At 54.5% G+C, this 14225-nt stretch carries 10 protein-coding genes; 4 read left to right on the top strand and 6 right to left on the bottom strand.

The window, feature by feature from the left end:
• Positions 1-8: 8 nt before the first annotated feature.
• Together BXP70_RS20915 and BXP70_RS20910 are read right to left on the bottom strand one after the other, a co-directional pair.
• Positions 9-2249, bottom strand: a complete 2241-nt coding sequence (locus tag BXP70_RS20915; RefSeq protein WP_086596070.1) for a xanthine dehydrogenase family protein molybdopterin-binding subunit — start codon at positions 2247-2249, stop codon at positions 9-11.
• 99 nt (positions 2250-2348) lie between these two features.
• Positions 2349-2816, bottom strand: coding sequence for a (2Fe-2S)-binding protein (locus BXP70_RS20910; protein ID WP_086596069.1), 468 nt, complete (start codon positions 2814-2816; stop codon positions 2349-2351).
• A gap of 134 nt (positions 2817-2950) precedes the next feature.
• Here BXP70_RS20910 and BXP70_RS20905 point away from each other — a divergent pair, with 134 nt between their 5' ends.
• On the top strand, positions 2951-3463 hold the full coding sequence (locus BXP70_RS20905) for a vitamin K epoxide reductase family protein (protein ID WP_086596068.1): 513 nt from the start codon (positions 2951-2953) through the stop codon (positions 3461-3463).
• A 90-nt stretch (positions 3464-3553) separates the two neighbouring features.
• On the opposite strand, the gene BXP70_RS20900 is transcribed toward BXP70_RS20905, so the two are convergent.
• Together BXP70_RS20900 and BXP70_RS20895 are read right to left on the bottom strand one after the other, a co-directional pair.
• Positions 3554-4807, bottom strand: a complete 1254-nt coding sequence (locus tag BXP70_RS20900; RefSeq protein WP_086596067.1) for a TCR/Tet family MFS transporter — start codon at positions 4805-4807, stop codon at positions 3554-3556.
• 267 nt (positions 4808-5074) lie between these two features.
• The gene (locus BXP70_RS20895; protein WP_143436604.1) at positions 5075-8524 is read right to left on the bottom strand and encodes a UvrD-helicase domain-containing protein; all 3450 of its coding nucleotides are present in this window, start codon (positions 8522-8524) and stop codon (positions 5075-5077) included.
• A 152-nt stretch (positions 8525-8676) separates the two neighbouring features.
• Between BXP70_RS20895 and BXP70_RS20890 the strand changes: the two genes are divergently transcribed.
• On the top strand, positions 8677-9240 hold the full coding sequence (locus BXP70_RS20890) for a hypothetical protein (RefSeq protein ID WP_086596065.1): 564 nt from the start codon (positions 8677-8679) through the stop codon (positions 9238-9240).
• A gap of 105 nt (positions 9241-9345) precedes the next feature.
• Here BXP70_RS20890 and BXP70_RS20885 read toward each other — a convergent pair whose 3' ends face one another.
• Positions 9346-9768 carry an acyl-CoA thioesterase gene (locus BXP70_RS20885; RefSeq protein WP_086596064.1) on the bottom strand — a complete coding sequence of 141 codons (423 nt, stop codon included), beginning with the start codon at positions 9766-9768 and terminating at the stop codon, positions 9346-9348.
• Positions 9769-10013: 245 nt separating this feature from the next.
• Between BXP70_RS20885 and BXP70_RS20880 the strand changes: the two genes are divergently transcribed.
• Both BXP70_RS20880 and BXP70_RS20875 read left to right on the top strand, forming a co-directional pair.
• The gene (locus tag BXP70_RS20880; RefSeq protein ID WP_086596063.1) at positions 10014-10205 is read left to right on the top strand and encodes a cold-shock protein; all 192 of its coding nucleotides are present in this window, start codon (positions 10014-10016) and stop codon (positions 10203-10205) included.
• A 520-nt stretch (positions 10206-10725) separates the two neighbouring features.
• Entirely contained in the window at positions 10726-12651 is a 1926-nt protein-coding gene (locus BXP70_RS20875) for a DEAD/DEAH box helicase (RefSeq protein ID WP_086596062.1), read from the top strand.
• Positions 12652-12939: 288 nt separating this feature from the next.
• Here BXP70_RS20875 and BXP70_RS20870 read toward each other — a convergent pair whose 3' ends face one another.
• Positions 12940-14127 (bottom strand): TIGR03435 family protein, encoded by a 1188-nt coding sequence (locus BXP70_RS20870; RefSeq protein ID WP_086596061.1) that lies wholly within the window; start codon positions 14125-14127, stop codon positions 12940-12942.
• Positions 14128-14225 lie beyond the last annotated feature (98 nt).

Raw genomic sequence — 14225 nt, 5'->3', positions numbered from 1 at the left:
TGCCTAGCTTAGCCGGGTTGTTGGCGACGCTCTGGTTCATCAACCAGCTTCTCCGGGCGTAGGGGTAGCTCCCGCACGCGCTTGCCCGTGGCGCGGTACACCGCATTGGCCAGCGCGGCGGCCGTCGGACCTTGGGCCGCTTCGCCGGCGCCAAGAGGTGGCTTGTTGGGGTAGTCAAGCACCGTCACGCCCATGATGTAAGGCACTTCATCGAAGCGGTAGATGGGGTAGCTTTCCCACTGCCGACTGCGGACGCCGTGCGCATCGAAAACTACTTCTTCAGTGGTGGTCCAGCTAGCGGCTTGAATGAGGCCCCCTTCCGTTTGGTTTTTGATGCCGTCGAGGTTGATGACTTCGCCGGAGTCGATAACGGCCCAGAGTTGGGGGCGGTACACGGTACCTTCTTCCTTAATGCGCACTTTGGCGACTACCGCCACGTAGGCCGCCTTGTTTTTGTACTGGGCAAACGCACCACCTAGGCCTTCGCCCTCAGCTAGCTGTTGTTGGCTTGCAATTTCCTGCGCTTTTCGCACTACCGCTTTGGCGCGCTCATCCTGTAAGTGCGCTAGCCGGAACTCCCACGGGTCCTGCTTGGCTTTCTCGGCCAGCTCATCCATAAACGACTCAATGGCAAATACATTGGCGTAGGCACCTAGGCTCCGCAGGGCCGACACGCGCAACGGACCTTCAAAGAAATACGCATCGACTTTGAGATTCGGCACCACGTAAAGCGGCTCGGCGTTGCGGTAACCACCGGCGCTAAAGTCGGCGGCGCCGTCGTTCTTGGGCATCCGAGGCTGGGCTAGGTATTGGGTAGGCAGGAGCTTATCGGCCTGACCGTTAGGGCGGGAGCTGTGCGTATCAGTCCAGACCTGCTGCTGCCAGTGGGTGATGCGGCCACTTGGGTCGAGGCGGGCGCTGATGTCGATGACCATGGCGCTGCCGTAGGGCTCCCAGGCGTGCTCGTCTTCGCGGGCCCACTGCACGCGCACGTGGCGGCCAGGGGTGGCCACGGCAAGTAAGGCCGCGTCGGCGGCGGCATCGTCGGCGCCGTTGTGGCCGTAGCAGCCCGAGCCGGGCACGCCTTTCACGTGAATTGTTTCCATGGGCAACTTCAGCAAGTCGGCCAGCGATTCGCGTAGCGGGTACACGCCCTGGCTGTGCGTCCAAACGTGCAACTTGCCTTGGTCGAACAGCGCTACCGCGCAACTCGGCCCGATGGAGCCGTGCATGAGGTAGGGCTTGAAGTAGCTGGCTTGCAGCGTGGTAGCGCCTGCCGCGGGTGGCGTGTCGAAGCTGCCCTGGTTGGCTACTGGCTTAGGCGTGTTGGGTAGCTTGCGCAAGTAATCGGGGAGGGGCTGCCCAGTGGGCAGGGTGCGGCCGGGCGTCCATTGGGCGTGCAGCTTGGCGTAGTCCTGGGCTAACTTGGCGTGGTATTCCTGCTCGGCCAATAAGCCCACGAAACTGCCATCAATGTGCACTTTCAACAGGCCCGGCACGAGGCGCTTGAGCTCGGCCTCGTCGAGCTTCACGAGCTTCGACTCATAGTTAGCGGGACGTAACACGCGGGCATGCAGCATGTTCGGGAACCGCAGATCCTGCACGTACCATTCTTCGGCCCGCACCATACGCTCAATTTCTTGGCGGTGCACCGCCTTGCCAACGTAGCGGTACTGGTTTTTGGGCTTAAGCTTGATGGGCAGGCGCACCTCATCGGTGAGCTGGGCGCCGTTCAGCACTTGCGCGAACGTAAGCTGGCGCTTCTTGTCCTTGGTTTGAATGAGGCCGTCGGCCAAGGTCAGCTGCGTAAGCTTGGTACCTAGCTTCTGCGCCGCCAGCGTCAGCAGCTTCTGCCGGGCCGCCGCCGCTGCGTAGCGCACCGACATGGCGCTTTGCTCAATGGAGGCGCTGCCGGCGGTGTAGCGCTCGTCGGGCGTGCGGTCGGTTTCAGCAAGGGCTACTTCTACCTTATTCAGAGACATATCCAACTCCTCGGCCGCTACTTGCTGCACGGCTGTCCGGATGCCTTGGCCGAGTTCGATCTTGCCGGTGAGCACCCGCACCCGCCCGTCGCTCAGTACCTCCAACCACGCATTAATGCGGGGATTGTCTTGGAGGCTGCCAGGTAATTCATCCGCCAGCGGACCGCCGGTAGCTTCGGTAGCTAGGCCTAGCAGAGCAAAGCCAATAGTCAGACAGCCAGCGTTCTTGAGAAAATCACGGCGGGAAGTAGGAGGCAGAGAAAACACGAGGAAGCTAGGTTGTGGCACGAAGCGGAAGCTACGCGCATCGATGAATAGGTATTGTCGTTGCGGAGTTGATAGACGTCGTGCAACAGGAGCGTCGCGCTACACCTCTGAAGCCCGCTTAATGGCCTTGATAGCGCGACTATGCACGCTGCACCGGCACAGTACCCGGTAGAGGCTATTGCGAATCTCTTCTTCGTTGGGCTTCGCATCTTGGGCCAACAAGGCCGCCCCGCACATCACCATACCGTTGAGGCAGTAGCCACACTGCGGCACTTGCTCGTCGATAAAAGCCTGCTGCAAGGGATGCAAGGAGCCATCGGGGCGGGTAAGGCCTTCTAGGGTTGTCACGGTCATGTGCAATACTTCCGAAACGGGCAGCTGGCAGCTTGGCCACGCCAGGTTGCCGTTGAGCACCACCATGCAGGCGCCGCACTGTTGGAGGCCGCAGCCGAACTTGGGCCCGTTGAGCGCCAATTGGTTGCGCAGCACGTAAAGGAGCGGCGTGGCCGGGTCGACGCGCACGGCGTGCGGCTGCCCATTGACGTGCAAGGTGAGATCTGCTTCCATCGCGGTTGAGTTTAGAAGAACATACTCCGTAAGCTAGCAAAAGGATACTGCTTCTAGGCAGCTCGGCCGCCGAGCTTCGCAACCTAATCTGCCAGCGGGTACGTACCACCTAGCATCACCCGCAACCAACTCCTATGAATCCGACCCAACTGAGCGAAGAGCTCCGCTACAACCAAGACCCCAACATGAAACGTCGTCGCTGGATCATTGGCCTATCCCTGCTTGGGGTAGCCCTCGGCCAGATCGTGACGCTGTACCAAACCGGCATTATTCACCACCTGCCTGATCCGCCCGTAGGGCCCTTCGACTCGGATAAAGTCGACGCCTCCGACTATGGCTACAAGCGCCTCGATACCCCCGACGCGGTAGGCATGATTTCCACCTACGGCATCACCACGGCCCTGGCTGCGGCCGGTGGGGCAAATCGTGCTGTCGATAATCCTGCCTTGCCGATCAGTCTGCTTGCCAAAAGCTTGGGCGACGTGGCTACTAACCTGCTGCTGGCTAAAGAAGAATGGAAAGAGAATAAAGCCTTGTGTTTCTATTGCCAGACGGCCTCTGTTGTATCTATAGCTACTGTGGCACTGGCTGTGCCAGAGGCTGTTGCAGCTGTGAAGAATTTGCTAGGTAAGAAGAAAGAAGCTTAGGTCGAGAAGTGATAAACCAGACCGTCATGCTTCGACTAACTCAGCATAACGGTCTGGTTTAAGACCAATCTAACCTTACTTAAAAATAGCTTATTCTGCTAGTGCCGCATCTGCGGGCACGCCGACCACTGGCTGCGTATAGGTGGCCAACGACCGCATGGCTAGCCCCACGCTGATGAGAATCAGGATGGCGCCCGTCAGGAAAGCCGCACCAGGAAAATGTACGGGTGCTTTCGGGCCGGTGAAGAAGGAAAAGATATTGGTCATCAGTGGCGGCCCAATGATGGACGTGAGGCTAACCAAGCTTGTCAGCGCGCCCTGCAACTCGCCCTGCGCGTTTGGTGGCACCTGCCCCGCCATGATACCCTGTAGCGCTGGTCCCGCAATGCCACCTAGGCAGTACGGAATCAGGAAAACAAACATCATCCACCCTTCGGAAGCAAAGGCAAAAAGCAGAAAGCCAAACCCGTATAGAGCAAACCCGATGAGCACAGAGCGTTTGTTGCCTAGCTTGGGATTAAGGTAACGAATCAGCACGCCTTGCACCAACGCCGTGAGCAAACCAATAACACCCAACGAATAGCCCACATACGCCTCGCTCCAGCCAAAGCGGTACATCACGAAATACGACCAATTGCTCTGTACCGCGTGGGCCGCAATGTAGAGTAGCACCAGTGAACCGACCATACCCAGGATAACTGGGTAGCGCTGCAACTGCCGCAAAGACCCCACTGGGTTGGCTCGCTTCCAATCGAACTTGCGCCGGTTCTCTACCGGCAACGATTCTGGCAGAATAAAGAAGCCATAGAGCCAGTTAATGAGCGTGAGCCCGGCCGCCGCCAGAAATGGGACCCGTGGCCCGAATTGCCCGAGCAAGCCACCGATTACAGGGCCAATGATGAAACCTAGGCCAAACGCCGCCCCAATCATCCCGAAGTTCTGCGCCCGTTTCTCCGGCGTGCTGATGTCTGCAATGTAGGCCGAGGCCGTCGTGAAGCTAGCCCCCGTGATGCCAGCAATAATGCGTCCCACGAACAGCCACGCCACTGTGGGCGCAAATGCGACAAACAGATAATCAAGCCCAAAGCCAAAAAGCGCAAACAGCAGCACCGGCCGCCGCCCGTACTGGTCGCTCAGGTTGCCGAGCACCGGCGAAAACAGAAACTGCATGCTGGCAAACGCAAACCCCAACCAGCCGCCGTACTTAGCGGCATCGCTCATGCCCTCCCCAGTAAGCTGACCAATGAGCTTCGGAACGACGGGAATGATGATGCCAAATCCAATGACATCCAGCAACAACGTGATGAAGATGAAGCCGAGCGCGGCCTGGCGTTTATCAGACATAGTCCTCCGTTTTTAAGTGACGTGAACAAAGACGTTGGCAGCGGTAAATGTATTATTTTTTCTAAATAAGTTAGTATGTGGCTAAGATAATTAGATGTTATGTGCGTTCATACCACTACAAAGGCCCCACCGGATGACTTCCTACCAAAAACCAGTTGCCATAGAAGCAAATGATTATGAGCGCGTAGAGACACTTAGGTAGCTCAGCTCAACAAAATGGGGAGATAACTCTACCAGATTCTGTTTTTGGATACGAGCGCAAACGGGCTAGAACGTAATCACTTCCTCTGTTCCAAAATAGTATAGCACGCACTGCACATCCGTATACCCTAGCTGCCGAAACAAGTTCGCGTATTGCTGCAACTGCCGCCGGTGCTGCTGCTCAGGCGGCGGAATTTTAAAATCGAGCAGCGTAACGCGGCCGGGCGCTTCGCCCACATTCGGCTCGAACATGATGCGGTCGGGTTTATAGTCCTGGCGACGGGTGCCGCCCACCAGAATTTCCCGCTCGGTTTCGGCCTCCACGGCTTGGCTGAAGTAGTGCGCCATGTGTGGATTTTCGACTACTTGGTGCAGCTTCTCAACCAGTTCCGCTCGTTCGCGGGAACTCACTAACCCCTCCGACACCAGCTGCGCCGCCACCCGATCAACCTCAATAGCTAGGATGGTGCGGCGCAGGGCGTAGTGGAGCTTGCGGTTCCATTCGCCCTGGGCTTGTTGGTCGCTAAAGTCGAAGAGGGTGTTGGCGTGGCGACGTAGGCGCAGGCGCTCTTCCCAGGGCGTGCTAGCTAGGTTGGTAAGCTGCCAGTTGCCGGTGGCTTGTTGCTGGCTTTTGAGAACCGGAATTTTGTTGCGGGCGTCGGCTAAGATGTAGGCCGTGCGCTCATCGTCCCACTGGCCAGTGGCCAACAAGTAACGGTGCAGCAGCTCCGCTACCGTCTTAGCTTGCTCCGTGGCGGCTGTGGCGTCGATTTCTTTCGTGACTTTGCTCGCTTTCGGTCGTCGGCTGATCACGTAGAGGCGGTGGCGCGGGCGCGTGAAGGCCACGTAGAGCATGTTGAGGCCTTCCAGGAAGGTTTTTTCCAACTCCTCCGTGTATTGGTCCGCCAAGGGCGTGCGGGTAAGCGCCTGCGTCTGGTTGACGACGGCCACGGCAGGCATTTCTGCTATCGGCTTCTCCGCGTCGGCCAAACGGCCCCACAGCAAGGTGCCGCGGTAGGGCGTCAGCGACCAATCAGCAAAGGGCACAATGACTACTCCGTAAGCTAGGCCCTTGGCCTTGTGTACGGTCGTGATGGTAATAGCGTCGCGGCCAGCAGGGGCGTTGATGCTCAGGTTGCTCTTCTTTTGTTGCCAGTAAGCGAGGAAGTTGTTGAGGTTGTTGCCGAAGCGCAGGCTGTACTCTAGGGTTAGGTCGAGGAAGCGAAAAAGGTATTCGCTTTCCGCATTGCGACCCAGCAGCCCGAAGGTGCCAATGAGGCGCTCAGTGAGTTCGTACAGACCTAAGTTACCGGTTTCGCGCTCTTGCACGTCGTAGCCAAGGGCGCGTAGTTCATCGAAGAAGGGAAGGGCCAGGGCATCGTTCGCTAGCTCGGCAATGCGACGGGCGCGGTCGGGGGCAGGAGCCACGCGGCGCACAACTTTATCTACCAGCAGCAGGGCCTCGGCGCGGGCCAGGGTATCGGCGGGCTGATTGAGCACCCGAAACACGGCCACCAGCAGGTTGACCACCTCTGCAAACTCCAACGACAGCGAATCGGCCGAAATAATGGTGTAGCCGCGCTCCTTTAGAAACTTTGCCACGCGCCGGCTACTGTCGCGGCGCCGGCACAGCACAGCAATATCTTGCAGCCGGAAACCGTTGTGCACGGCCTGCTCCACGAGTTGCAGCGTGAGGTAAAGCGTGCTTTCGTCGTAGTCGAGAACGTGCGTAGGGGGTAGCCCAGGAAGAGGATCTTCGGTATATACACCAAGAGTTGGGTCGTAGCGAAGGGCTGGGGCGTCATCTTCAGTAAAGAGCAGCTCAACGTGGCCGGTGGAAGCTCCATTTTTGGGAGTGGAAGCCGCAAGAAGGGTGCTAGGTACTTCCTGCTTAAAGTCTTCATCAAAAATCCCTTGCACCAGCGGCAGCTGCGGGTGCGACTGACTCACCTGTCCAAAGAAGTCATTATTGAACCCGATGATCTCCGCTGCCGAGCGGTAGTTTACGTTCAGGTTGGCCGGCTCCAGCGCTTGATCTAGGGTGAAGTAGCGGCCTTCCAGCAACTCCCGCAATTCTTCATCCGCCACGCGGCCATAGAGATATTGCGTTTCATTCTGATAGAGACGTAGAATTTGCTCCATCTCGCCGCCGCGCCACCGGTAAATGGCTTGTTTGGCGTCGCCCACGGCTAGGGATAAGCCGCCGTTAGAAACGGCGTTTTCGACCAGCGGCAGCAGGTTGTTCCATTGTAGCACCGACGTATCCTGAAACTCGTCGATGAGCAGGTGGCGGTACCGCTCGCCCATGCGCTCGTACAGAAACGGCACCGGCTCGCGTAATACAATCTGGGCGATGCGGCGGTTGAACTCGGCAATGAGTACCACGCCCCGTTCCCGGCTAAGCAGGTCCACCGACTTGCTCAGCTCACTCAGCAACGATACGTGGAAGAGGTACGGCAGCATGCCCGTCACCAGCAGGTAGTCGGGTAAAAGGGTAGTGCGTAAGGTCTCTAGCTCAAGGTATGCTTCTGTTACGTCAGGCTTCACGGCATCTACGCGCTGCTTGTCGGCAGCTGTTTTTACCTTGCCGCTGTACCATTTGTCCTGTTCGATAGTAGCGCGCACGTAGCTGTTGGCATCCTTGTCGGGCAGCAGGCGCTCCTCCCACTTCGTGAAGTAGCCCATAATGCCGCTTTTTCCCTGGTAGAGGTCGGCTTCCGTCACGTTAGCCGCCTCCAGAGCACCTAGAGCCCGTTCAGCTATGGTCCGAAACGTCTGCTCTATCTCTTCTTTGCGCTTCTTTAGGGTCTCGTGCAAGCGGCGATAGTCCTGCAACGACATCTTCTGAAGCTGGGCCACCGCCTCGTGCACCGGCTCCGAGAGCAGGAAGCGCCCAAACTGCACCAGCTCATCGGCGAGGTTATTCCAGCTGCGGCCTTCGTCGGCTTTACTCAGAGCATAATCGGCCAGAGAGCGGGAGAGGAGCTTACTGTTTGGGTCGCGGTTTACTTTGTCGAGTAACAGAGCCACAGCGTTTTGCAGCACCGTATCACTATCGAGCTCTACCTCGAACGTAGCCGGCAGACCTAGCTCCCGCGTGAACGCCTGCACGATACGCTGCACAAACGAATCGATGGTGCTGACGGCAAAATCGGCGTAGTGGTAGAGTACCAGCCGAAACGTAGCTGCCGCCCGTCGTCGCAGCTCTTGTTGTTTTTCTTCAGGCGTTTGGGCGTGGCGTGGGAGTAGGCCGTCTTCGGCCAATTCCTCTGCAATGTCGCATAGCAGTGGGTCGTCCTGCACTTGTGTGGCCTCTGGGTACGCAAACCGGCGCAATGCTCCAATAATGCGCTCCTTCATCTCCCCGGCCGCATCGTTGGTGAACGTAATAGCTAGGATACTTTTGAAATACGCCGGATCTTCCGCACCCAAAGCTAGCTTCAGGTATTCCTTGGTGAGCTGGTACGTTTTGCCGGAGCCGGCGGAAGAAGAGTAGATGCGGAAGGTAGAGGACATGAAACTTAGATAGCAGTCTACAAAAGTAACGTGGAAGTAGTGGCAATGCAGTTTGGTGAAGTAGGTTACTGCAACGCTTTTCAAGCAGCAACGTGCTTCTTTGCAAGGCCTACTAAACTAAAAGCCTCTTACTACGCAAAATAATAGTCTACATGAATGCTGAAATAGTAATAGATCTAGCTAAGATCTTCTTTGATAAGGGTGTACTAGCAATGGCTCTGCTAGTAGCAGGATATATTGTTACAAAATCAATAGAGAAAATAAAAAGTAATGAGGCTTTCAGAAATGAAATAAATAAAAAACGCGTTGAACGTATCTCAAAATTTTATGACTTATTCTCTGAGTATGAGCACTGGGTGAATAGATTAGCAAACCATTTTTACTGCAAACTTGAAGAGAATAAAGTGTATTTAACGGCAGAAGAGTTTGATGAAGCCAAAAAGAAGTCTGATGAGATCGGGAAAACGATAGGATTCGAATTGAATCAGATGAGGTTCTGGATTAATGACGATATATACTATCATACTGTCGCCCAATTAGAGCTATTTAAAAAGATAAGTATAGAAGTTTTATTGAACAATAATTTTGAACGCATCAAAGAGTATAGACTTGAGCTTGATACAATAAGGATGAATATTGATAAGCTTGCTATGTATTTGAAACAGGATCAAAATTTAAAATTAATGAAATACGATAGGAAATTTATGTATAAGTAAATGGTAGATTTTGAAACGATTAATCAAGTATGTTTTCTATAAGTAGGTTACTGTTATCTGTAGATGATAGATTTCAACCTGCGCAGTTAGGTAAACTGTACTTTTTCACCCCACTGGTCCCCAAAGCCGCTTTACTACTGCTTCCTCAATCCGCTTGGGCCGTTGCGACTTAGGGTCCAGTAGTACCCATTGCGTTTCCGCCTCGCACAGCAGCACACCATCCGACACCCGCTCGATGCGCACAAAACGCTGGCATTGCGCCCCGCGGATTTCGCCAATCCAAGTGATGCCGCGCAATTCCTCACCCGCAAAGCTAGGTCGATGGTAGCGGACGCGGTGTTCTAGCACCACCCAGATATAGGCTTCCCGCTCGCCAAGCGGGTAGGCCGTAAGCCAGTGGGCACCGGCCGTGTCCTGCACCCAGCGCACGTATTGCACGTTATTGGCGTGGCCTAGCTCATCGATGTCGGCCTCGGTAACGGTGAAGGTGCGGGAGAAGCGAAAGGCAGGCGTAGAATTATTTTCCATCAAGAAGTAAATAGTTGCGGAGGGTGTTTTGTTGCGAATACAGCATCTAAAGCGTGTTTCTTGTACGTAAGCTCAACCGTAAATAGGAGTAGGCAAGCTAGAAGCTAGCTAGGTCACGACAACTCCTAACATAATAAGTCGTACCATTGCTTAAGTTTAAGAGAATGTGTCTCAGCCCGCTTTAGCATTACCGATACTATTTCGTGTGACCACTTAGCTTAAATGACATCCGTATAAACGCTATCATGCAGACAGGAACAGTAAAATTTTTCAATGAAACCAAGGGTTTCGGTTTCATCAAGAACGACCAAACCGGCCAAGACATCTTCGTGCACGTAAGTGACTTAGTGGACGAAATCCGCGAGAATGACAAGGTGCAGTTTGACGTTGCGCAAGGCAAGAAAGGCCTGAACGCCGTTAAAGTGTCGCTTGTATAGTTCAAGCCTCACTTCTCAAGTGAAGCAAAAAAGACTTGCCAATCGGCAGGTCTTTTTTGTTTATACCCATATCTGCGTGGAACGATTTAGAGGGCCACATTGTAGGTAAGTAGCTAGCCCAAAGAGCCTGATAACAACCTACTACAGCAGTTTCTGGTGAGCCCTGCAACGACCCGTGTGAGACGCTACCTCTCAGCACGATGGGCTTTGGATAGCCGCTTACTCCTTGAGTGGGCGACTGGCTGGCAGGAGGGCCAAACCGGCTTTCTAGCTTCCTAATAATGTTTTTAGCTTCTTGCCTTCATTAGCAAATACAAAATACTCTTTGTACCTTTGCACCCGCATTTGAGAACGGCCATGTTCTGCGCAGCGCTAGGCTGCCGTCATTTGTAATCGTCATCGATTGGCCTCCTGTTTCCCGTTTGTTGCTTCCGTCACTTGTCGTCGTTGTAGAGTGGGAGAAGTACGTCGCTGAATCTGCTGTTTTCAGAGCTTTTGTTCTCCCATTCCTAAATCCGACATGGAAAAAGTAAAATTTGAAGAGCTGCACCTCTCCGAGGAAATGCAGCGCGCTATCAGCGACCTTGGCTACGAGGAAGCTTCCCCTATCCAGACTGCTGCTATTCCCGTATTGATGGAAGGCCGCGACGTAATCGGTCAGGCTCAAACCGGTACCGGTAAAACCGCCGCCTTCGGCATTCCCGCTATCGAAGGCCTTGACCTCGACAGCCGCGCCGTACAGGTACTGATCTTGTGCCCCACGCGCGAACTAGCCGTGCAGGTATCGGGCGAAATCCAAAAGCTAGGTAAGTACAAGCGTGGCTTGGCCGTCGTGCCAATCTATGGTGGCTCCAGCTACGAGCGTCAGTTTCAGGCGCTTGAGCGCGGTGTACAGATCGTAATCGGAACGCCCGGTCGCGTGATGGACCACTTGGAGCGCGGCACGCTGAAGCTCGACAAGGTGACAAAAATCATCCTTGACGAAGCCGACGAAATGCTCGACATGGGCTTCCGCGACGACATCGAAACGGTGCTGGCCAAAATGCCTGAAGAACGCCAGACGGTATTTTTCTCGGCTACCATGAGTAAGCCCATCATGGAGCTTACCAAGAAGTACCAGAAAAACCCGCAGGTGGTAAAGGTCAATCATCAGGAGATGACCGTTACCAACATCGAGCAGATGTACTACGAGGTGCGCAACCCTATGAAAAAAGAGGTGTTGTCGCGTATCATTGATATGTACAATTTGAAGTCGACTATCGTGTTTGCCAACACCAAGCGCATGGTTGATGAAATTGTGACTGACCTACAGGCCCGTGGCTACTTCGCCGATGGTCTGCACGGCGATATGGGCCAGGCTCAGCGCCAGAACACCCTCGACAAATTCCGCAAGAGCACACTCGAAATCCTGGTGGCTACCGACGTGGCAGCCCGCGGTATCGACGTGGAAAATGTGGAAGCCGTTGTAAACTACGATCTGCCTGCCGACGAAGAGTACTATGTACACCGCATCGGTCGTACGGGTCGCGCTGGCAAGCTAGGCAAGGCCTTCACCTTCGTTTCGGGGCGCGACATCTATAAGCTGCGCGACATCATGCGCTTCACCAAGGCGACGATCAAGCAAGAGCGTATCCCGTCGTTTGAGGACGTATCGGAGGTGAAAACCACGTTGTTCCTGAGCCAGATCAAGGAAATGATCGAGAAGGGCAACTTGGAGAAATACGTAGGCCGCGTACAGCGTCTGCTCGACCAGGAAGAAGAAATCACTTCGCTCGACGTTGCGGCGGCACTGCTCAAAATGACGATGAAGGAAGACAAGCAGGCCGAGAAAAGCTTGGAAGCTGGTCGGGAGCGGGGTGCCGCTCGCCCAGGCTTCACCCGTCTCTTCGTCACGATTGGCAAGAAGGACCGCGTGCATCCACGCGATATTGTGGACACCATCGCCGAGAATACCTCGCTGACGGGCAGCAAAGTGGGCGACATTGCCCTCTACGATAAGTTCAGCTTCGTGGAAGTACCGAACGAGTTCGTAGAAGAAATTACGAGCAAGCTAGGTCGCACGACGATTGCAGGCCGTCCCGTAGCGTTCAACATTGCGACGCCCCGCCAGGAAGGCGATGCGCAACAGGAAGGTGGCAGCCGCGAACGTGGCTTCAGCGCCGACGAAAATCGCCCTGCTCGCCGGAGCTTCGGCGGCAACCGTGAAGGTGGCTTCGGTGGTAACCGGGGTGGCTACGGTGGCGGCAGCCGCGAAGGTGGTAACCGGGGTGGCTATGGCGGTGGTAGCCGCGGTGGCAGCAGCTACGGTGGTGGCTACAAAGGCAACCGCGATGGTGGTGGCAGCAGCTACGGCAACCGCAGCGGTGGTAGCTACGGTGGCGGTAACCGCGAGCGGGAAGGCGGCTTCCGTGCCCCGCGCCGCGACAATCAAAGCTTCGACGAGTAGGCCGGAACCACGGATTCCAGCGGATTTTTCGAATTCCACGGCTTTTGTGGTCGACAAGCTCTGAAAAATTTCAGCCCAACAACAAAAAAGGCGCTCTATTTAGAGCGCCTTTTTTGTTGTTGGATTATTGCTAACCTAGGGGTTAGCAGCATCTTTGAGCTACCAGAAGGTTGGCGTTTTTGCTAGTCTGAGCAACGTTAGTAGATCTATTTATTGCTAGGGTTAGGCAAAGCGGAGAATAAAAGCGCGTAAGCATTCCATTACCTAGGATGCTGTTCGGCTGTTTTATTAGAGAGCAGCTGCACTTTTTGAACGTATCACCATGAAGTTAGTTAGGCGTTTTGTCCTGCGGAGGTTCAGCCCCATCTCCTGCTCTACAGATTTCAATAATACTTCCGGCTTGCTATTATCGTAATCAAAGTTGTAGTCATAATTGCCGCTGAGGTTAGTTGCATTCACAACAGGTGTGGCTAGCACATCTTGCAAGGTTTTAGCCAGTACATCTACGGATACATTGCTACCTGCCAGAGTTCTGTCCTCTGAACTTTGATGGCTAGCCCTTTCGTTGGCATCCGCTTTTCTCAAGCGCTGCTCAGCCGCCGGCGATACAGTTAGCTCATACACCTCTACTTCCTTGTTTTCGGGCTGCACCATAATTCCCCATACATCTTGCAGCATCTGCTGTAGCTGTGCACGCCATGCCCATTCGGGCGAATCTTTCGTTGGGTTGGTTGCTACAACGTCGAATCTTCCTTCTGGCAACGGAGCAGTGATTTCAATCGGTTTCAGCGTAGCGTCAAAAGCAACTTTCAGCACATCCAAGGCAGAAGCACCTGTTGTTTTATAAAAAGTTGTGCTTGTTATGATAAGCGTTTCTTTGCCGGTTGAGGGACGTATGCTTAGCTCATAAATAGGTTTTGTCGCCTCAGGATTAGCAGGGCTAGCCGCGACTTTATCCGATAAAACGGAAGGCGCTGATAGCTTTTTGCCGGCTAGTACTTGCTCTAGCATTGCCTCCGACAGCTTACTGCCTTCCGAGTAGCCTGCTACCAAGCCGTCGGCGCCAATTATGACAGTAAACGGGATAGTAGTGACTTCATAGGCTTTGTACATCGTTCTATCGGTATCGAGGCCTACCCAGCCGGTTATGGCTCGCTTCTTCAGAAACAGCTTTGCCTTGGTTGCCTCCTGATCGGTGATCGAGATAAACTGGACCCCTCGGCTCTTATATTTTTCTGATAGGCTGTTCAGGTGGGGCATCGCTGCAACGCAGGGCGCGCACCACGTAGCCCAAAACTCAAGAACTAGCACTTTCCCCTGCAGGGATTGTATACTTTGGTCCATTTTTCCTGCTGTTTGCAGCAGGCCTGTCAGCTTTAGTTGGGGAGCTGCTTCACCAATTTTTGGCGCGGCTGCCCTAACGTTGTGTAGCTGGGAAAAGAATAACAAGAACGCGGCTAGCAGAATCTTACTCATGATTTTTTAGGGAGCTAGGATTGATAACACGGACAATTATTTCTATTGTAATATGCAGAAAAGCAAGACATTAATTGAAGAAGATTATGGCTTTGTCT

This window comes from Hymenobacter crusticola (genome assembly GCF_002154225.1).
GTDB classification, from domain to species: Bacteria; Bacteroidota; Bacteroidia; order Cytophagales; family Hymenobacteraceae; genus Hymenobacter; species Hymenobacter crusticola.
The sequence above is the reverse complement of the archived record's forward strand: the minus strand, read 5'-3'. Positions and strand labels throughout refer to the sequence as shown.